The following is a 21,431-nucleotide window of genomic DNA, read 5'->3' on the forward strand; positions in this document are numbered from 1 at the left end:
TTATAGTATTAGAGGTGAATAAATATGAAGGTAAGGAAGGCCGTTATACCGGCTGCAGGATTGGGTACCAGATTTTTGCCAGCTACCAAGGCTCAGCCCAAGGAGATGTTGCCAATAGTGGACAAGCCCACTATACAGTATATAGTGGAAGAGGCTATAGCATCTGGTATTGAATCTATAATAATAGTAACCGGTAGAAATAAGCGCTCAATAGAGGATCATTTTGATAAGAACTGGGAACTTGAAGAAGCGTTGAAGAAGAGTCATAAGGATGACACACTTAAACTTATAGAGGACATTAGCAATCTAGTGGATATATATTATATAAGACAAAAGGAGCCTAAAGGATTGGGACATGCAATATCCTGTGCCCGGGCATTTATAGGTGATGAACCATTTGCCGTGCTTTTAGGAGATGACATAGTAGATTCAGAGGTGCCGTGTTTAAAACAGCTAATGGATGTATTTGAAGAATACAACACTACCATATTGGGCTGTCAGGATGTAGATAAAAAGGATGTCTGTAAATATGGTATAGTGGACGGGAAATATATAGAAAACGACGTCTACAAAGTAAGGGATATGATAGAAAAACCTTCTATTGAAGAGGCACCGTCTACACAGGCCATATTAGGTAGATATATAATAACCCCCCGTATATTTGACTTTTTAGAAAATACAAAGCCGGGAGCCGGAGGGGAGATACAGCTTACAGATGCATTAAAGGCATTGGCACAGGAAGAGGCTATGTATGCATATAATTTTAGCGGTAGACGATATGATGTGGGCAATAAACTTGGATATCTTCAGGCTACAGTAGAGTTTGCCATGAAGCGAGATGACATAAGGGACGAGTTTAAGGAGTACTTAGATGAGTTTATAAAGAGTGATCTGTATACCAAGGATATTAAATAAGTATAATATTATAAGGAAGGTGATGAGTATGGAATATATGGACAAATACAAAGAATGGCTAAGTAGCCCCATAATAGATGATGGCACCAGAAAAGAATTGGAGTCTATAAAAGATGATAAGGTTGAGATAGAAGATAGATTTTTTAAGGACTTGGAATTTGGAACAGGGGGACTTCGTGGTGTAATAGGTGCAGGCTCCAATCGCATGAACATCTATACAGTTGGCAAGGCCACTCAAGGTTTGGCAAACTACATAAAAAAGCAGGGCGTTAAAGCTGTAGAGCAAGGTGTGGCCATTGCCTATGATTCTAGGCGCATGTCAAAGGAATTTGCAGAGCATGCAGCGCTGGTTTTGAATGCAAATGGCATAAAAACCTATGTATATGGGGAACTACAGCCTACCCCAGTGCTTTCCTTTACTGTAAGAGAGCTTAAAACTACCGCCGGGATTGTAATAACTGCCAGTCATAATCCACCACAATATAATGGATATAAGGTATATTGGTCCGATGGCGGACAGATACCACCGGAGCGTGCTAGTGAGATAATAGGTGAGGTAGATTCAATTTCCAATTTTAATGATATAAAGCGCATGTCAAAGGATGAAGCAAGGGAAAAGGGACTTTTTAATATTGTAGATCAAAAGGTATTGGATAAATATGTAGAAAAAGTCAAAGAGTTATGTATAAATAGGGATTTAGTTGCCCAGGTAGGTAAGGATATGAAGATTATTTATACGCCCCTGCATGGTACGGGGAATAAGCCAGTAAGGCGCGTACTTAAAGAGTTGGGTTTTGAGCATGTTGAAGTGGTACCTGAACAGGAGATGCCCGACCCAAATTTCTCTACTGTTTCTTATCCAAATCCTGAGGATAGGGATGCATTCAATTTAGCCATAGAAAAGGCTAAAAAGGAGGGAGCAGATCTTATTCTGGGAACTGATCCTGATTGTGATAGGGTAGGTGTAGTAGTAAAGGACAATAGGGGTGAATACATAGTTTTATCTGGCAACCAAACTGGTTCGCTGCTTGTCAATTACTATCTAGGTGCCATGCATCGTCAGGACAATCTTCCTTCTAATGGCAAGGTTATAAAGACCATAGTTACAAGTGAACTGGGACGTGAGGTTGCAAAATCTTATGGTATAGATACCATAGATACCCTCACAGGATTTAAGTTTATAGGTGAAAAGATACATGAGTTTGAACAAAATGGTGATAACGTATTTTTATTCGGCTATGAGGAGAGCTATGGCTATTTGGCGGGAGATTTTGTGAGGGATAAGGATGCCGTAATAGCTTCGATGCTCATATGTGAAATGGCAGCATATTATAAGTCAAAGGGTATGACTCTATATGATGGACTGGAGGCCCTATGGGGAAAATATGGATGTTATCTTGAAGAATTAAAATCTGTATCCTTGGCAGGAAAAGAAGGTATGGAAAAGATAAAGTCTACAATGGATAATTTAAGGAATAATGTCCCGGAGTCCATAGATGGTGTAGAAGTGGCAGTGGTTGAGGATTATCTAAAGGGCGAGGCAGTGGATATTTTAGGCGGGAATAGAAAGAATATTGAACTGCCAAAATCCAATGTGCTCAAATTTATAATGAAAGATGATTCATGGTTTGCTGTACGTCCATCGGGTACTGAGCCCAAGATAAAGTTCTATTTTTCCGTGATAGAGGATAATTTGGATAGTGCAAAGGAAAAGATGTCAAGAGTGATAGACGAAGTAATGGATAAAGCTGGTTTATCAAAATAAAAAAGATGATATAGTTTGTCAAAATGGTTTATATATAAGGGCAGCTGCTTAAAGTAATATATGGGTAGCTGTCCTTTAATATAATGTAAATAGGGAGGAATTACAATGTACCCCAAAAAGATACTTATAGTAGGCGGAGTAGCAGGCGGAGCAAGTACAGCTGCCAGGCTGAGGCGTATGGATGAAGAGGCAGAGATAGTACTCTTTGAGAGAGGTGAATATATATCCTTTGCCAACTGTGGACTACCCTATTATGTGGGAGATATTATAAAGGATCGGGAAGCACTTTTTGTGCAGACTCCCCAGGGGATGAGTCGCAGATTTAATATTGATGTACGGGTAAATAGTGAAGTTATCCACATAGATAGCTATAAAAAGCAGGTAGAAGTATTGGATCATGTAACTGGGATAACATACGATGAATCATATGATAGGCTTGTATTATCCCCTGGTGCAAATCCCATAAAGCCATCTATACCAGGTATAGATAGGGAAAATGTATTTGTAGTGAGGAATATTCCCGATACATTTAGGATAACTAACTATATACAAAGGTATAGTCCTAAAAAGGCGGCAGTAATAGGTGGCGGTTTTATTGGCTTAGAGATGGCTGAAAATTTGATGTTAAAGGGTCTAGATGTATCCCTTATAGAGATGGCCAATCAAGTTATGCCCCCTATTGATTATGATATGGCTGCATTTGTACATCCATATATGAAACAAAAAGGCATAAGGCTTTACCTGTCCGATGGAGCTCAAGAAATAAAACACAATAACAATAAGACCATTATAAAACTCAGGAGTGGCGAGCAGGTTGAAGCAGATCTAATAGTATTGGCAATTGGCGTCAAACCTGATGTAACCCTTGCAAAGGATGCAGCACTTGAAATAGGACCAACAGGAGGCATAAGGGTAGATAAATATCTTAGGACTTCAGATCCTGACATATATGCTATAGGAGATGCTGTGGAAGTTATGGATTTTGTAAATGGTCACCCTGCCGTAATACCTCTAGCAGGTCCTGCTAATAAGCAGGGAAGGATCGTGGCCAATAATATTTGCGGAATAGAAGATGCCTATGATGGTACTCAAGGTACATCCATTGTAAAGCTTTTTGATATGGTAATTGCCTCAACGGGAAATAATGAAAAAATACTCAAAAAGTACGATATACCCTATATAAGATCATATACCCATTCTCCTTCCCATGCAGGTTATTACCCCGGTGCCGGCCTTGTGTCCATAAAACTTCTGTTTAGATCTGATGATGGCAGGATATTAGGTGCACAAATAATAGGAAGTGACGGAGTAGACAAGAGGATAGATGTGTTGTCAACTGCAATTAGGGCAGGCCTTACCGTATATGATTTAGAAGAGCTGGAGCTTGCATATGCACCGCCGTTTTCATCTGCCAAGGATCCTGTCAATATGGCAGGATATGTGGCAGCCAATATTCTAAAGGGGGATCATCCGGTTATATATTGGGATGAGATAGATGATCTTACAGATGAGCAGGTTATAGTGGATGTGAGGACGGGAGCTGAATATGGTCAAGGAGCTATACCCGGTGCATGGAATATTCCATTAGATACACTTAGGGATAGAATTGATGAACTGCCAAGGGACAAGGAAATAATCATATACTGCAGAGTAGGACTGAGGGGGTATTTAGCTGCCCGAATACTCATGCAGAATGGATTTAAGGTGAGAAACTTGAGCGGAGGGTATATAACTTATAAAATAACTCATTGAATATATGGCAATCAGAGGATTTTGCACCTATCTATAAAGGATAGGTGTTTTTTCTTGATTATGTTTATTGCTTATTATGAAGAACTGCATATTGATAAAAAAATGTCCATATGCAACAAAACTTATGTATTTTATAATAAAAATGAGGGCTGTATTATTTGTCTATATATCTGAAAATAAAAGGCAGGAGGTTTTAAATATGGTAGATAGACATAATTTAATTTTTATCATGACCGATCATCAAAGGGCAGATAGTATAGGTATGATTCAAGATGGAAAAGAAGTTACACCAAATTTAAATAAGTTTGCAAAACAATCTGTGAGATTTACTAGGGCTTATAATACATGTCCTTTATGTGTTCCAGCACGTACTGCTATTGCTACAGGGGAAAATCCTATTTCTAATGGAGTAGTACTTAATAAAGGACAGAGGGCCAAAAATTGCAAGACTATACATGAATATCTATATGAGGCAGGCTACAGGGTAGGCCATGTAGGTATACATCATATAATGCTTGAACCTGATTTAAAGGATAGAATTAAATTCACAACTTGGGTAGATGACAATAGTTATTTTGAGTATGCCGCTGATAGAGGAATTGATATGAAACGTTCATCACTTGATGAACGGGAAATTGAAGAACTGCATGGGTGTAAGTATGAAAAAAAACGGTACTCGAACGCTAGGACTTCTGTTTGGTCTTATACTTTAGAGAGCTTTAAGGATAATTATTTTTGCAGTAATGCTGTAGAATTTATAAAGCAAAATTATAATAAGGATCAACCGTTTGCCCTATTCTTGTATTTTTGGGCTCCACATCCGCCGCTTAAGGTACCAGAGCCGTATGCTTCAAAGTTTGATCCCCTTAATTTGAATTTACCACAAAACGTAGGAAAATTCTCAAAAAATTTACCTTCGAGCAGATTTAAAAGTGTTCCAGTACAATTGGCACAAGGTCTTACAATGGAAGAGTGGAGAAATGTTTGGGCTGCCCATCTTGGCCTTGTTAATTTAGCAGATGAGGCAATAGGGCGCATATTAAAAACGGTGGAACAAATGGGAATAGATGATGATACTATGATACTTTTTACAGTGGATCATGGAGATCATCTAGGTCAACATAATATGTACCAGAAGATGGAGATGTATGAACAGGCAATAAGGATTCCACTGTTATTTAAAGTGCCCAGTGTTGCTCCTAAAGAATTTGATATGCTAGTTAGCCATCTTGATATATTGCCAAGTATACTTGACCTGCTGAATATTGAAGTAACTCATCCTTTTGAAGGTGTTTCTTTAAAACATGCCATTATAGATGGAATTCCTCCAGGAGATAGATATCTTTATTGCCAATATTCAGGTAATCCTCAGATTGGAGATATACGTAGGGCTGTTATTACACAGCAATATAAATATATATATGATGGTACTATATATAGGGAACTTTATAATTTAAAAACTGATCCATTGGAAATGAATAACCTTGCAGATGAACCAGATTATAGAGATATAATAAATAAACTTCATCAACAATGCAAAAATTGGGGAGAGAGAAGTGGAGACTGGGTGGATTATTAAGATATATGCGAAATTTGACGAGTATGCATAATTTTATTTTATATGATTTCAGAAGATCTATACCTATAATTTAGGGAAATAGTTAATTGGAAAAATAGTGTGTATTTACAACAGTAAATAGAGATAATACAATATTAATACACAGATTATAGTAGCTACTTAATTAAATATCCTTTGAAAGGAGTCGAATATTTAATGGAAATGCCATCTTCTATTCAGAAACATTCGGATATAACAAGTTATAACAGGACATATAGGAAGACATCCAATATTGGAAAAACTTTAAAAAGGGATTATCAACTATATCTTTTAGCATTGCCTGCAGTTATATATTATGTAATATTTCACTATGTTCCAATGTATGGCATTCAAATTGCCTTTAAGGATTTTATTGAGGTAAAAGGTATATGGGGGAGTCCTTGGGTTGGTCTTAAACATTTTAGACGGTTTTTTTCTTCATTTCAATGTGGCAGATTAATAAAGAATACTTTAGGAATAAGCTTATATCAATTGGCAATAGGTTTCCCATTACCTATAATAATGGCTTTACTTCTAAATCAGACGCGTAATAAAGTTTTTAAGAAAACTGTCCAAACTGTAACCTATGCACCACATTTTATATCTGTAGTGGTTTTAGGAGGTATGTTGTATATATTCCTATCACCCAGAAGCGGGCTTATAAACTTTATTAGGATATTTTTTGGCAAGGAACCGATAAACTTCTTGGCTGAACCCCAATGGTTTAAGACAATATTTGTTTTATCAGGGGTTTGGCAGAATACAGGCTGGGGTACAATAATATATCTTGCGGCATTAGCTGGCATAAATCCAGAGCTATATGAGGTTGCAAAAGTTGATGGTGCAAGTAAATGGGGAATAATAAAAAATGTCGAACTGCCAGGGATAATGCCCACGGCAATAATAATGCTCATAATGAGATTGGGTAGTATAATGGATCTGGGTTTTCAGAAGGCCTATTTGCTACAGAACCCATTGAATGCAGAGTCTTCAGAAATAATATCTACGTACGTATATAAGGTAGGTCTTATACAGAGTCAATATAGCTATTCTGCTGCCATAGGACTTTTCAATACTGTGATAAATATTATATTACTTACTTTGGTTAATAAACTTGCCAGGGAAGTAAGTGAAACTAGTTTATGGTGAAGATTTCATGGAAGGGAGTGTAAGTTATGGCTAAAATAAGATCATCTAAAGAGGATATCATATTCGATATTATAAATTATATAATACTCGCTGTTGCCCTTATAGTCACTCTGTATCCCCTTTATTTTATTGTAATAGCTTCTATATCTGATCCTGTTGCTATAAACAATGGGAAAGTATGGTTAAGACCGGTGGGTGTTACGTTTGAAGGATATAGAAGGATTTTTAAAGATGAAATGATATGGACTGGATATAAAAATACTATATTATATACGTTGGTTGGGACAGCTATAAATGTTATGCTTACTATGATGATTGCATATCCCCTATCACGCAAAAATTTTTCAGGTAGAAGATTTTTAACCATTTTCTTGGTTATAACCATGTATTTTAATGGCGGACTTATTCCAACATATATAGTTGTTAAAAATCTGGGTTTAGTAAATAACTGGTGGGTAATGGTTTTGTTAGGCGCGGTTAGCACCTATAATGTAATTATTTGTAGAACTTTTTTACAAGCCAATATACCAGAAGAACTATATGAAGCAGCAGCAATAGATGGATGTTCTCATTTTAATTTTTTTATAAAACATGTATTGCCTTTGTCTAAAGCAATCATAGCGGTATTGGCATTGTATTATGGTATTGCCCACTGGAATGAATTTATGAAGGGACTTATATATTTGAGAGATGAAAAGTTATATCCCCTACAGTTGATATTAAGGGCCATACTTATTGAGAATCAAGCTAGAGATCAAATGATGGATGATGTTCAATATACCATGGAAAAACAGCAAGTAGGAGAGCTCATCAAATATGGAATTATTATAGTAGCAAGTTTGCCTGTTCTTATAATTTACCCATTTTTACAAAAGTATTTTGTAAAAGGGGTAATGGTGGGGTCTATAAAAGGGTGAATAATTCTCCTTTTATAATAAATAAAAATATTTAGGAGGGAAATTTTATGAAAAAGTATAGGCATTTATGTATTATACTTGCTTTGGTGATGCTAATTTCGTTGACAATTAGTGGTTGCAAAGGAAAAGATAAAGATTCAGAGCAAACTAATAAGGATAATGATATAGTAGAAGATAAAAAAGAGAAAGACGAAAAAAATAAAGAGGATACAAGCAAGACAGGGTATCCTATAGTAGATGAAAAAACTACTTTAAAAATTGTAAGCAGAAAAAGACATGATGTGAAAAATTTTGATGAGTTAAAATTTTTTGAAGATTTGGAAGCAAAGACGAATGTGCATATAGATTGGGAGGTCATACCAAATGAAGGCTGGGAGGAAAAGAAGGGTTTGATATTTGCCAGTGGTAGTTTACCCGATGCATTTTTTGGCAATGGCATAATTGATGATATTGCCCTTGTAAAATACAGCTCACAAGGTTTGATAAAGCCTATTGAAACGTATATTGATGAGTGTTGTCCCAACTTCAGTAAATTAGTAAAGGAGAATACAGAATATTTGAAGCTGATTACAGCACCGGATGGACATGTATATGGTATCCCTACAATTAGTGAAGCAGAACCGGATGTTTCTGCACCACTTTTTATTAATACTAAATGGCTTAAGGATTGCGGTAAGGATATGCCTACTACTACTGATGAATTTTATGATGTTTTAAAGACGTTTAAAGGCAAAGATCTGAATGGAAACAGTAAAAAAGATGAAATTCCATTTTCATTTAGATATGGGGATGCAAACACTGGTATGGACTCTCTTTTTGGGGCGTTTGGAGTGTTGGATAATAAAAGTCATCTGATGGTAACTGATGATGATGAAGTACAATTTACAGCGATACAGCCAGGATATAAAGATGCTATAAAATATTTCTATAAGTTGTCTTCAGAAGGGCTAATAGATAATGAAGCCTTTACCCATGATCTGCAGGTTATGACTTCAAAGATAAAAAACGATGAACATATTTTAGGAGCATTTTTTGGATGGAGTCTTAATTGGGCGTTTAATACAACGGATGTAGAATATGAACGGGTTGCCCCCTTAAAAGGTCCAAATGGAGATCAGATGTGGAATTGTGCAAAAACATCGGAAATATCCAACAAGACATCTTTCTGTATAACTTCAGCATGCAAAGAACCAGAGGTTGCAATGAGATGGGTTGATTTGATGTATGATGTGGATACTGCTGTTCAATCAAAATTTGGTTTAATAGGTTATTCACTTAAAGAAAATAGCAATGGGAAATTGGAATTTGCAAAGGCGCCAGAGGGTATGACAATAAACGAATATAAGCATCAGCATGTACCCGGGGTATCTGGTATGGGCGTATTTACTAAGGAGATGAGAGATAGATTTGAAGCTATGACCCCATCTCTAGAGGAAAAATATGAATTGGATAAGATATATGAACCTTATTTGCCTAAGAAAGTGTATCCAGATGTATTCTTTACATTGGATGAAGCAGAGGAAATATCTACGCTACAGACTGATATACTTGATTATGTGGATCAGATGTGTGCAAAATGGATTACACAAGGCGGTGTTGATGAAGAATGGGACGCCTATGTAAAGAGATTGGAAGGTATGGGATTAGATAAAATGATAAAGATCCGCCAGGATGCATATGACCGATTTTTAGCCGCTAAATAAAAAAGAATTCTAAAATAGTGTTATAGTCTATTGAGCCATCCTTTGATTAGTTTTGTTCTTTTTGAAGTTTGCTATGATAAAGTGATGGCTCAATTTGTCATTTAATATAAATAACAAATTTATGTCATAAAGGAGTATTGTATTAAAGGTTAGAAGGGAAGATCAGTTTATGAATAAAAACGGAAAATATCCTAATATGGTATTTGTGCTGCCAGATCAATTTCGTCGTCAAGCAATGGGGTTTTGGTCTAAGGAAGAGTATACAAATGTGTTAAATGGTACAAGTGATCCTGTGTATACCCCAAATATTGATAAGTTTGCTGATGAAGGCATAGTATTTAGTCAAGCTATAAGCATTCAACCTGTATGTAGTCCATACAGGGGTATGCTCATGTCCGGGAGATTTCCTCGGCAAAACGGTGTAAATTTAAACTGTAAGGCAGGACGGGATAGTAGTTTGAGAGAAGATATAGACTGTTTTACAGATATATTGGCAAAGGTAGGGTATAGCTTGGGGTATATAGGAAAATTACATCTTGATAAGCCTTTACCGCATTTTGATATGGAAGGAAAATATGTTGGAGAAGGTGGCGGATATTTTTCTGATGGTTCACCTGAAGGTGCAACAACTTGCTGGGATATGTATACGCCAAAAGGTCCAAAAAGACATGAAATAGACTATTGGTATTCATATGGTACATTTGATGTACATAAACATCCACATTATTGGGATAATTATGGGATAAAGCATGAAGTAAATATGTGGTCTCCAAAGCATGAGGCAGATAAGGCGATAGAGTATATAAAAAACACTGCAGGACAACGGGATCTCGAAAGGCCATTTTGTTTGTTTGTGGGTATGAATCCTCCGCATAGTCCGTATGATTCTGTAGATGACACTGATGGAGAGATGTATGAAAAGTATTATTCACCTTCAGTTGTAAAAGATATCTCAGATCTTTTGAATAGGGGGAATGTTACAGGAAACATTGCAAAGGACAAGGTAAGATACTATTTTTCTCATATTACAGGTGTGGATAGACAGTTTGGGCGTATATTAGATGCAATAGATGACTGTAAAATTACAGATAATACAATTGTGGTATTTTTATCTGATCATGGAGATATGATGGGGAGTCATAACCTTTTAACCAAGAATGTACCTTTTGAGGAATCCATAGGGGTACCGTTTATTATAAGATATCCGGATAAATTGGAACACAGAATAGAAGATCTATTGCTGACTCCCGTGGATATCATGCCTACCATCTTGGGACTTATTGGATTAAGGGAAGATATACCTGAAGATGTTCAAGGAATTGATTACTCTTCTTTACTTATATCTCCGGAATATTGTAACATTAAAAAGCCGGAATCTGCCCTCTATATTTTTGATGCAGAAGGGGATATACTACAGAGGGGATTGCGTACTAATAGATATACCATGGTCATTGAATGCAACATAAAATCCAATACAACAAATATTAAACTGTATGATAATATCCAGGATCCATATCAGATGCATAGTTTGGCATTAGGTGATATAAATAAAGAAACTATGTATTTTCTTGCTAAAGAATTGGGTTATTGGTTAAAAAAAGCAAATGATATATGGTACGAAAATAGGTTATGCTCAGATTTTATAAAATATCCGTAAGTATTATTATGAAAAGGCTTCATTTTTAAGAAAAAATTTTATATAATAAATATAGCAAATGCAATCGATTGTAGTGCACATAAAAAATAATAACATAGTGGGGGCATGTGTCAGTGAAAAAAATAAGCAGGCATGGTTATTCTTCACTGTTTTTCAAGTATCTAGTTTCATATATTGTTATCTTAACAATCTCGGTTATTGCAGTTACTGGAATTATGCGTGGTAGTTTTGTCAATATGTTTGATAAACAGCTTATAACAGATAATTTAAATACTCTCAATAGGCTCATGTATGTTATAGATAATCAGTTGAGTCAAATGCAAAAAACTGCATTACAGATAGAGATAAACAAGAATTTGAGACCAGTTAATCTAAATGATAATCCTACAAAGGTATTCACCGTAAAAAATGAATTGGCAAACTATGTTGCTACAAATAACTTTATAGAGAATATATTTTTATATTACAGAAGTGATGAATATATTTATTCATCATTTGGCTCATGCTCTACTACTATGTTTATTGACGATGTCTATAATTATGGTAGCTGGAATAAGATTACTTTTTATGAAGATATTAATTCAATTAGTAGTAATACCGTTTATTATTCCAACAATGCAGCAGGAAAGCAGAATAGAAATTTTATATTTTTATACCCGTTACCTGCAAATAGTATGCACCCATATGCTACTTCTTTATTTATCGTACCGGAAAAATCGTTTAAGAATATAATGAAGAGCACCTTAAAGGATTGGACAGAGAATACTATTATATTGGATAATGATAATCGTATTATTACTTCAATAAATGATAATGAATATATATATACAGAGGAATTTTCTAAAGCAGTAGAAACATTGGGAAACTCTAGGAAGGTTAAAAATTTAAATATAGATGGAAAAAAATACCTACTGTTTTCTATATATTCGGATAATACTAGTTGGAGATATATATCGATAGTTCCAATTTATAAGACTAGAGAAGAGATTTCTAATATGCAAATGAAATTAATATATAGCATTATCTTAGTATGGGTATTTGTAGGCATAATTGCATATTTTATTTCAAGATTGAATTATAGGCCTATAAAAAATCTTGATGCATATGCAAAGATGATATGGAGCGGTAATAAAGAGGGCTTAAATGAGGTAGAGACGGTTAAAGAAACGTTGAAATTTTTGTCGGATAAGAATATACAACTGGATCAAAAATTAAAAAGTGAGGAAATTGCACGAAACGAGCATCTACTTACCAAGATTTTAAAAGGAGAGATAGGTACTGTTTATGAAGTTAATCAAAAGGGAAGAGATATAGGTGTTATATTTACTAAAGATAACTATAGAGTAAGCATGCTAAAATTTAGCTATGGTTCAGATATACTTTGCAATATTAAAGGGAATGTTATAAAATTTATTGAGGAGTCATTGCCCAATCAATGTGAGGCATATATAAGAGATCATATAGATGGTGATAAGGCATCTCTGATAATATCATATGCACAGGAAGATGAAAAAAACATACTAAAAGCATTGGATCAAATAAAGGGATCCATAAAGGAAAAATGGAATATAGTACTTACGATAGGAGTGGGAGGGGAGTATAATTCCATACATGATATTCCAAAATCATACATCGAGGCATGTACTGCACTAGATTTTAGATTTGTAAAAGGGAATAGCACTATCATATTTTATGAAGAAATGACAAAAGAACAGAGTAATTGTAATTCATATCCACATGAAGATATAGCTAAACTAGAGGTATTTATAAAACAAGGGGATACAGATAATATAGAAACTATTTTAGGCAGATTGATTGATTTTATTAAAGATCAAGATACACCAATATTCATTGCAAGGAGAATCTGCTATGATATCATAAATATTGTAATGCGTACTATGAATGAGATATACAAAGAATTTGCATTTGTAAATGCAAAATATCCGGATGTATTTGCGCTTAGAGAGTTTGAAACAGTTGATCAGTTTGTAGATATAATAAAGATCATATGCTATGATATTTGCAATTATGTGAAAGAAAATCAGTATAAAAAATGTGAACAAATGCTTAGAAATATACTTGATTATATAGATGAGAATTATACCCATTGTAATTTTTCTATACAGAATATGGCAGATCGGTTCAATATGTCTACATCTGGTATTAGCCAATATTTCAAAGATCAAACCGGACAGAATATTCTTGATTATGTTTCATACTTGAAAATAGAGAAGGCTAAAAAGCTATTGATGGAAACTGGCATACCTGTAAAAGATGTTTGTAAGGATATAGGTTATTACAATGTGTCTAGTTTTATAAGGCGTTTTAAACAGATGACAGGGTTAACACCAGGAGAATATAGAAAAAATAATGTGATATGAGAAGGTATTTTAAAAAAAACATAGAATATATAATGTATACAAACGTTTGCACAAACGATTGCCTATACTAAAAAAGGGGGAGATCAAGTGGCAATTACATGTGGATTGGAGAATCAGGCATATAAATATGTATATGGTGTTTATAATAGATGGATCCCACCATTTGATCCTGATAAGGAAATGCACATAACCTGTGGGAAAAATGATTGGAGTGCAGTACAGCTATTGCTCTATTCAGAGAAAGATATGATGGTATGTGTAAACGAGGATTCATGTTTTTATGAGCGGGGTCCCATCGATATAGTAAGGGTTATGGTAGATGTACCCGGAATAGACAGGAACGACATAGATGTAAAATTAATAGGTCTTATAAAAGACGATGATAGGCAGGAAAAATCTGATGTGCTCCTTGATACGCCATTTATATATGTACAATCAAGAAAGGTTCAGCCGGTCTGGATAGAGATAAAGATCAGCAAGGAGATGAAACCAGGCGTATATAAACCTCAGATAAAAGTGTTTTCAAGGCAGATGTTTGAGGATGAAAAGCTAATAAGGACATTGAATTATACAATTAATGTAGTAGATGTAACTATAAATGATGAAAAATCTTTTTATTTAGATCTATGGCAGCATAACTCTAATATAGCAAGAAAATATGATCTATCACTATGGAGCGGTAAACATTTCGAGATAATGGAGAATTATATAAAGACTATGGCAGATTTAGGACAAAAATCTATTTCTGTAGTGGTATCCGATATCCCGTGGTCAGGGCAGAATTCTGCATATATTGCTACTTCTCCATCTAATATGTTTGAATATAGCATTGTAAGAATTGTATTGAATAAAAATGGTGAATGGCAGTATGATTTTAGCTCACTAAATAGATATATAAAACTATGCATGAAATACGGTATTGATCAGGAAATAGAGGTATTTGGTCTTATAAACATATGGGTAAATGAGGATGCAGGATATAGTAAGGTTATAGAGGATTATGATGATGGTATCAGGATACGATATTTTGATGAGGCATCGGGAACCTATAGGTACATGAAAAGGAAGAGTCAACTGGCAGACTATATAAAAAAATTAGAGCAAAACTTTATTGAAAATGGTTGGATTGAAAAGGTTAGAATATTAGGCGATGAACCTAGTGATTTAGAAATATTAAAGAATAGGTTGAGGGAGATAAAATCTATGGCCCCTTCCTTCCAGTTTAAGATATGCATAAATAATGTTTCTGTAATGGAGGAAAACCTACCGGGAGTGGTAGATTATGTACCCAAGCTTATGTGCATATGCCATGATTACGACAGAGCCATGAGAATAAAAGAGGATATAGATGGAAAATTGTTATTCTATCTATCGTGCTGGCCTAAGACGCCCAATACCTTCATATGTTCACCTCTAATTGAGAGCAGGATAATACCATGGCTGACACTATACATGAAATTTGATGGATTTCTAAGATGGGCATATACGGCATGGCCTGATGATCCATTAGAAGAAATTTCATATAGATATCCAAGATGGCCGGCTGGTGATACATGCTTTGTATATCCTGGGAAGGATGGCAAACCGCTGTTGAGTTTGAGATATAAGAATCTACAGAGGGGGATAAGGGATTATGAAATCTTTCAAGCATATATAAGGCAAAATGGTAAAGAAGCATTGAATGATAGGATGAGAAAGGTTTTTTACTGGGAAACAAATAGCGTATTCCATCCCGATTCCAAAAAGAAAGCTGAGGATCTTTATGCATTGGATTATGAAAGCTATGAACAGATAACTGGTAATATATTGAATGATCTCCAGAAAGACAGATAAATCATCCTTTAAAAATGTACGGGGAGCTGATCGGATGAATATAAACAAAAATAATTGTATTATAGATATTAAAATAGATTATGCTGAAGAAGCCAAGGCATTTAGACATTTTTATAATGCAGTGGGATATGCCAATGTAGATTATACTTATACAGCACCTACTAAAAAGATGTACGATTATCTTTCATCTTTTAATAATCATTTTAAGTATATGAGAATGCATAATATCTTAACCGCCCATGGTAAAGGGGATTATTACAGACTATATCACGATATACCCTATGGAGACCCTCCGGGAGATGGCAGGTATGTAGATGGAGGCGATTCAGTAGTTGACATATCAGATGGAAAATTACGATTTAATTGGACAGCAGTGGACAGGATATATGATATCTTGATAGAGCATGATATTTGTCCCATTGTAGAGACTGTATTTATACCCCATTGTATACAAAAAAGTCGCAAGTTTTGGTATATACCAAATGATTTTAATATGTGGGGTGAGATATTAAAGGAATTTATAATACACGTTCAAGGGCGATATGGAACGAACGAGGTAGAAGATTGGTATTTTGAGGTATGGAACGAACCGGACAACCGGCAGGGTTGGGTGGATGATCCTAGTACATTTCTTGCCCTATATGACTATATGGAACATGCCATTCATTCTGTAAATCCAAATCTCAAGGTAGGTGGCCCAGCTACCAAGCAGTGGGATGAAGGATATGATATATTCAAAGCTTTTTTAGAACATTGTGCAAATGGACTCAACTATGCTACTGGACAATTTGGTACTCGGCTGGATTTTATATCGGTCCATTGTAAAGGAGGGTATCCAAGAAGTACCTACAATCCTTCTACAGAAGTGATGTTCAATAGTCTAGATAGGTATATAGACATTGTAAAAGAGTATCCTCAGTTTAAAGATCTTGAATTCTTTAATGATGAGTCAGATGTGGTATGGAATGGTAATGAGGGTATATGGAGTGAGAGCTGGTTTAATTTTCGTAATACCCACTATTTTCCTGGATTCGTATGTAAGATGGTAAATGCCTATTGTAAGATAGTAGAGGATAGGCATGATATGAACTTATCTATAGTGTGCAGCGACAATTGCCATCTACAGTGGGAAAGATTCTTATTTAGCGGGAATAGATCCCAGTTTACCCCTTTAAATAGATATCCATCTACTGATTTAATAAAGAAACCCGTGTTCAATTCATATGTACTTTTGAGTAGACTTGGAAGTCAGAGGTTGCCTACAAAATCTAAGGCGGAAGGGTTTGGCAGGAAATTTGGAGTATTGCCTACAAAAGATGGAGATATACTCTCTATTATGGTATGGAATTTTGAAGATGGTATAGAAGATCATGTGAATGACAGAACTATAAGGCTATATATAGAAAATACAAACATAAAAGGAAAATACAGATTGGTTCATTATAGGATAGATGATGAACACAGCAATGCCTACAGCATATGGTTAAAATTGGGTAGACCTTCATCACCTTCCATAGATGAAATTAAGATGATCAGGGAAGGAGAGGGCTTACAACTCTATGAGCCTGTAAAAGATGTGGCTTTAGATGGAGATATGGAGTTAGAATTTTATATGCCTATGCATTCAGTTTCCCTATTATTGTTTTTACCATTCAATATACAAAAACCATGCGTACCATCCTGCCTAAATGGAAGATATGAAAAGGGGTTCAATGAAAATCCTCAAGTATTCTTAAAGTGGAAGCCTAATAAAGAAAAGGATTTCCTATATTACAGGATATGGAGGCAAGCTAAAGGGCAAGGGGATTATGAGATTATATCCGATAATATGAGTATTAATACTGCAGTATATATAGATATGGATGTGGAAAAAGATTGCTCATATTCATATAGAGTACAAGCACTTAATGCTTCTATGGTCAGCAGTGAGTTTTCCGATGCTATAGATATTCAAATTAAATAGAGATTGGAGGTATTAAAAATGGCTACAAAGATGCAGATGGCAGAACTTGAGCTAGTGGATAAAGGAACACCAAACTCCCAGATGGTAGCAGTGCTTAATAAACCATTTGACATTTCCGTGCATTATGCTCAGATTCCTGAGCCTAATGATGATGAAATAAGGATAAGGATAAAATGGGTAGGCATATGCGGTTCGGATCTGGAGGCATTTAGAGGTAACAGGGCACCGGAGTTTATAACTACCCCGGCTCGTCTTGGACATGAAGTGGCGGGTATAGTAGATAAGGTAGGCAAGAATGTATTAGGTATAAAGGCGGGAGATAGGGTTACCTGCAGGTATGTATGGGGTGCATATGCTCAATATATCGTATGCAAGCCATTTAATGTCAAGGTAATGCCCAAGGATTTTCCCATGGAGGCCGTAAGTCTTATAGAGGTATTACCAGGCATTATTCATGCTGCAGAGATAGGGAAAATAGATCAAACCAAAAATGTCCTTATAATGGGTCAGGGGGTAAGCGGACTTATAATGACACAAGTTGTCAAATTATATAGTCCTAAAAATCTGGTTGTTACCGATTTATATGATAAAAAGTTAGAACTATCAAAAGAGTATGGTGCTACACATACCTATAAGATGCCTAAAGAAAATATACCTACTATGGAGGTAGTAGGTAAAGATTTTCCAGATGGATTTGACGTGGTAATCCCATGCCTCCTTGAAGGTAATGGTATGATAGATGCAATAGACTGCTGTAGCATGGGCGGGCGAATTGTCATGTACGGGTGTATAGGTATGTGTACTAAGCCAATAGATTTTTTTAAAGTGCATAGAAAACGAATAGATATATATTCTACAGAGCCTAAACGTGATATAGACATGAGAAATTACTTTGAAAAGGGTATAAATATGGTGTTAGATGGATTAGTAAATACTTCACAGCTAGTAACCCATAAAATTCCACTTTGTAGAATAGATGAGGCATTTAGTATAAGAAATAATCCCGACGATGAAACTATACATGTTTTAATAGATTGTGAAAAATAAATGAGGAGGATGTATATGAAAAAACCTAATATTTTACTTATAACAAGTGATCAACAGCATTACAATACCATAGGTGCTTTTAATAAAGAGATTTCAACGCCTAATATAGATAAATTAGTCAGTGAAGGAACTACATTTGATAGGGCATATTGCCCCAATCCCACCTGTACGCCTACACGGGCATCTATAATAACGGGTAGATATCCCAGTCAGCATGGTGCATGGACATTGGGGACCAAACTTCCTGAGACTGAGCATACTGTGGGAGAGGATTTTATGGAGGCAGGTTATCGCACTGCACTTATTGGTAAGGCACATTTTCAGCCTACAAGGTCTACTGATGAATATTCGTCCATAGAGGCTATGCCAAAACTTCAGGACTTAGATTTCTGGAGAGGATTTAATGACGTATTTTACGGTTTTGAACATGTGGAACTGGTGAGAAATCATACAGTGGAATATTTAGTAGGTCAGCACTATGCCCTATGGTTAGAAGAGCGATGTGAAAACTGGAGAGATTATTTCTGGAAACCTACAGGTAATATGGAGATGATTACTCCACATAAATGGCCTATACCTGAGGAATACCATTATGATGCATGGATAGCAGAGCGTACTAATGCTATGCTTCAAGAGTACAAGGATAATGACGAAAATTTCTTCCTATGGGCTAGTTTCCCCGATCCCCATCCTCCATACTGTGTACCTGAGCCATGGGATACCATGTATGATCCTGATAAGCTGACAATTCCATCTATGAAGGCGGGAGAACATGATAATAATCCACCACATTTTAGACTGACACAGGAAGAAAATCCTGATTTTACACCTTATAAGGAGACAGGATATGGATGCCATGGATTTCATTCGCATCTGGTAGATAAAGAGCAGCTAAAAAAAGACATAGCGGTATATTATGGCATGGTCAGTCTAATGGATAAATATATAGGTAAGATACTAGAGAAATTGGATGAATTGGGGCTTAGGGATAATACAATAGTTGTATTTACCACCGATCATGGTCACTTCTTTGGGCAACATGGCTTAACTGCAAAGGGTGCTTTTCATTATGAGGATATGATAAAAGTGCCCCTTATAGTGAGATATCCAAACCATGTACCGGCTAACAGGATATCGAGCGCCATGCAATCACTTGTGGATCTTGCACCTACATTCTTGAGCTTTACCGACATAGATATACCTAGGACTATGACGGGGGTGGATCAAAAGGATGTATGGACAGGGGCTTGTAATATGGCTAGAGATCATATTATATGTGAAAATCATCACGAGCCTACTACTATACATTTGAAAACCTATGTAGATGATCGGTATAAGATCACGGTATATTATAACAAGGAATATGGAGAACTATTTGATCTAAAGGAGGATCCGGATGAACTCAATAATCTCTGGGAGGATCCGGAATATAAGGATATAAAATCTGAATTGCTGCTTAAATTTATATGGGCAGAGCTTGGTAAGGAACCTATGTGGATGCCAAGGATAATGGGAGCCTAAAAAGATTAAGGATAGGGTGAAAGTTTGCCCTATCCTTTTTTGTGATCAACAGTGTTGGGATACTTTAGGATGCTACGGACAAAAGCTTCCAGTTACTCCAAACTTGGATCAAATGGCTATGGTGGATATATGTATGACAAAGATATGAATAAGGTGGAGTTTAGTGGATATAGGGCTGATGCAGTGACTGATTTTGCATTAGATTATCTGCAAAATAGAGATAAGACCAATCCATTTTTCTTATTTCTTTCTTATATAGAACCTCATCATCAAAATGATCGAAATAGATATGAAGGCCCGAAGGGTTCTAAAGAGCGATTTAATGGTTTTGAAGTTCCAGGTGATCTGGTGGATACAGAAGGGGACTGGCGTGAAAACTATCCGGACTATCTTGGATGTTGTGCTAGTATAGATTGGAATGTAGGACGTTTACGCGAGGAATTAAAAAGGCAAGGAATAGCTAAAGATACTGTAATAGTATATACTAGTGACCATGGATCCCATTTTAAAACTCGAAATAGTGAATATAAGAGGTCCTGTCATGAGGGGAGTATTCGAATTCCATTATTGGCATATGGCCCAGGTTTTGAAGGTGGTAGGATAGTACATGAATTGGTGAGTTCTATAGATATTCCGCCTACTCTATTAGCTTGTGGAGACATCGACAAGCCCCAAACCATGAGAGGACGATGCCTTCAAGAGTTGGTTAATGGCAAAGCTGTAGATTGGCCGCAGGAGGTATATATACAAATAAGTGAAAGCCAGGTAGGCAGGGCTATCAGGACAAAAAGGTGGAAGTATTCTGTTTGTGCCATAGATAAGGATGGTTGGAATGACAGCTGTAGTGATGTGTATGTAGAAGAATTTCTCTATGATTTGGAAAAAGATCCTCATGAACGGAATAACCTTGTCGGTTGTAGTGAATATAGAGATGTTTGTGATAAACTGATGAGTATACTGAAAACACGTATGGTAGAGGCGGGAGAGAAAGGGGCAAAAATTATTAAAGTAGAAAATTAATAAAAGATGTTATATGTTCAAATACGAAAAAAGTATTAAAGCAGCTATAAATATAAAAATAATTTTCTAGTTGCTTTATTTTTTATTTCTAAATTGCAATATTAAATGCAACACTTTTTGAGAAAATCATACTTATCCATTTACTTCCTCTTGTCAAGGGGAGGGTGGAGATTTTCGAGTGTATACGAGAAAATACTACCCAACCTTGACA

14 protein-coding genes are annotated in these 21,431 nt (G+C 35.7%); all 14 read left to right on the plus strand.

The window, feature by feature from the left end; genetic code table 11:
• Positions 1-24: 24 nt before the first annotated feature.
• A complete protein-coding gene (gene galU, locus EJN67_RS08615) occupies positions 25-915 on the plus strand; it encodes a UTP--glucose-1-phosphate uridylyltransferase GalU (RefSeq protein ID WP_129723923.1) in 891 nt (296 codons plus the stop codon).
• A 28-nt stretch (positions 916-943) separates the two neighbouring features.
• Positions 944-2,680, plus strand: a complete 1,737-nt coding sequence (locus tag EJN67_RS08620; RefSeq protein ID WP_129723924.1) for a phospho-sugar mutase — start codon at positions 944-946, stop codon at positions 2,678-2,680.
• A 105-nt stretch (positions 2,681-2,785) separates the two neighbouring features.
• On the plus strand, positions 2,786-4,432 hold the full coding sequence (locus EJN67_RS08625; RefSeq protein ID WP_129723925.1) for an FAD-dependent oxidoreductase: 1,647 nt from the start codon (positions 2,786-2,788) through the stop codon (positions 4,430-4,432).
• A gap of 199 nt (positions 4,433-4,631) precedes the next feature.
• The gene (locus tag EJN67_RS08630; protein ID WP_165000809.1) at positions 4,632-6,011 is read left to right on the plus strand and encodes a sulfatase family protein; all 1,380 of its coding nucleotides are present in this window, start codon (positions 4,632-4,634) and stop codon (positions 6,009-6,011) included.
• Positions 6,012-6,212: 201 nt separating this feature from the next.
• Positions 6,213-7,178 (plus strand): ABC transporter permease, encoded by a 966-nt coding sequence (locus tag EJN67_RS08635; RefSeq protein ID WP_129723939.1) that lies wholly within the window; start codon positions 6,213-6,215, stop codon positions 7,176-7,178.
• A gap of 26 nt (positions 7,179-7,204) precedes the next feature.
• On the plus strand, positions 7,205-8,095 hold the full coding sequence (locus EJN67_RS08640; protein ID WP_129723927.1) for a carbohydrate ABC transporter permease: 891 nt from the start codon (positions 7,205-7,207) through the stop codon (positions 8,093-8,095).
• 47 nt (positions 8,096-8,142) lie between these two features.
• On the plus strand, positions 8,143-9,798 hold the full coding sequence (locus EJN67_RS08645; protein WP_129723928.1) for an extracellular solute-binding protein: 1,656 nt from the start codon (positions 8,143-8,145) through the stop codon (positions 9,796-9,798).
• A gap of 169 nt (positions 9,799-9,967) precedes the next feature.
• Positions 9,968-11,455 carry a sulfatase family protein gene (locus tag EJN67_RS08650; RefSeq protein ID WP_129723929.1) on the plus strand — a complete coding sequence of 496 codons (1,488 nt, stop codon included), beginning with the start codon at positions 9,968-9,970 and terminating at the stop codon, positions 11,453-11,455.
• Positions 11,456-11,568: 113 nt separating this feature from the next.
• Positions 11,569-13,836 (plus strand): helix-turn-helix domain-containing protein, encoded by a 2,268-nt coding sequence (locus EJN67_RS08655; RefSeq protein WP_129723930.1) that lies wholly within the window; start codon positions 11,569-11,571, stop codon positions 13,834-13,836.
• 87 nt (positions 13,837-13,923) lie between these two features.
• On the plus strand, positions 13,924-15,669 hold the full coding sequence (locus EJN67_RS08660; RefSeq protein ID WP_129723931.1) for a DUF4091 domain-containing protein: 1,746 nt from the start codon (positions 13,924-13,926) through the stop codon (positions 15,667-15,669).
• Between the two features lie 34 nt (positions 15,670-15,703).
• A complete protein-coding gene (locus EJN67_RS08665) occupies positions 15,704-17,632 on the plus strand; it encodes a GH39 family glycosyl hydrolase (RefSeq protein ID WP_165000810.1) in 1,929 nt (642 codons plus the stop codon).
• An 18-nt stretch (positions 17,633-17,650) separates the two neighbouring features.
• The gene (locus EJN67_RS08670) at positions 17,651-18,679 is read left to right on the plus strand and encodes a zinc-dependent alcohol dehydrogenase (protein WP_129723933.1); all 1,029 of its coding nucleotides are present in this window, start codon (positions 17,651-17,653) and stop codon (positions 18,677-18,679) included.
• A gap of 15 nt (positions 18,680-18,694) precedes the next feature.
• Positions 18,695-20,200: a sulfatase family protein gene (locus tag EJN67_RS08675; RefSeq protein ID WP_129723934.1), complete on the plus strand. Its 1,506-nt coding sequence runs from the start codon at positions 18,695-18,697 to the stop codon at positions 20,198-20,200.
• A 69-nt stretch (positions 20,201-20,269) separates the two neighbouring features.
• Positions 20,270-21,220, plus strand: a complete 951-nt coding sequence (locus EJN67_RS08680; protein WP_129723935.1) for a sulfatase-like hydrolase/transferase — start codon at positions 20,270-20,272, stop codon at positions 21,218-21,220.
• The last annotated feature ends 211 nt before the right edge of the window (positions 21,221-21,431 follow it).

Origin of the sequence: Xylanivirga thermophila (assembly GCF_004138105.1) — a bacterium.
In the GTDB taxonomy this organism is placed as follows: Bacteria; Bacillota; Clostridia; order Caldicoprobacterales; family Xylanivirgaceae; genus Xylanivirga; species Xylanivirga thermophila.

Excerpts from the sequence above, each read along its gene's own strand:
- galU (WP_129723923.1), top strand. The coding sequence starts at position 25 with ATGAAGGTAAGGAAGGCCGTTATACCGGCTGCAGGATTGGGTACCAGA.
- EJN67_RS08620 (WP_129723924.1), top strand. The coding sequence starts at position 944 with ATGGAATATATGGACAAATACAAAGAATGGCTAAGTAGCCCCATAATA.
- EJN67_RS08625 (WP_129723925.1), top strand. The coding sequence starts at position 2,786 with ATGTACCCCAAAAAGATACTTATAGTAGGCGGAGTAGCAGGCGGAGCA.
- EJN67_RS08630 (WP_165000809.1), top strand. The coding sequence starts at position 4,632 with ATGGTAGATAGACATAATTTAATTTTTATCATGACCGATCATCAAAGG.
- EJN67_RS08635 (WP_129723939.1), top strand. The coding sequence starts at position 6,213 with ATGCCATCTTCTATTCAGAAACATTCGGATATAACAAGTTATAACAGG.
- EJN67_RS08640 (WP_129723927.1), top strand. The coding sequence starts at position 7,205 with ATGGCTAAAATAAGATCATCTAAAGAGGATATCATATTCGATATTATA.
- EJN67_RS08645 (WP_129723928.1), top strand. The coding sequence starts at position 8,143 with ATGAAAAAGTATAGGCATTTATGTATTATACTTGCTTTGGTGATGCTA.
- EJN67_RS08650 (WP_129723929.1), top strand. The coding sequence starts at position 9,968 with ATGAATAAAAACGGAAAATATCCTAATATGGTATTTGTGCTGCCAGAT.
- EJN67_RS08665 (WP_165000810.1), top strand. The coding sequence starts at position 15,704 with ATGAATATAAACAAAAATAATTGTATTATAGATATTAAAATAGATTAT.
- EJN67_RS08670 (WP_129723933.1), top strand. The coding sequence starts at position 17,651 with ATGGCTACAAAGATGCAGATGGCAGAACTTGAGCTAGTGGATAAAGGA.
- EJN67_RS08675 (WP_129723934.1), top strand. The coding sequence starts at position 18,695 with ATGAAAAAACCTAATATTTTACTTATAACAAGTGATCAACAGCATTAC.
- EJN67_RS08680 (WP_129723935.1), top strand. The coding sequence starts at position 20,270 with ATGCTACGGACAAAAGCTTCCAGTTACTCCAAACTTGGATCAAATGGC.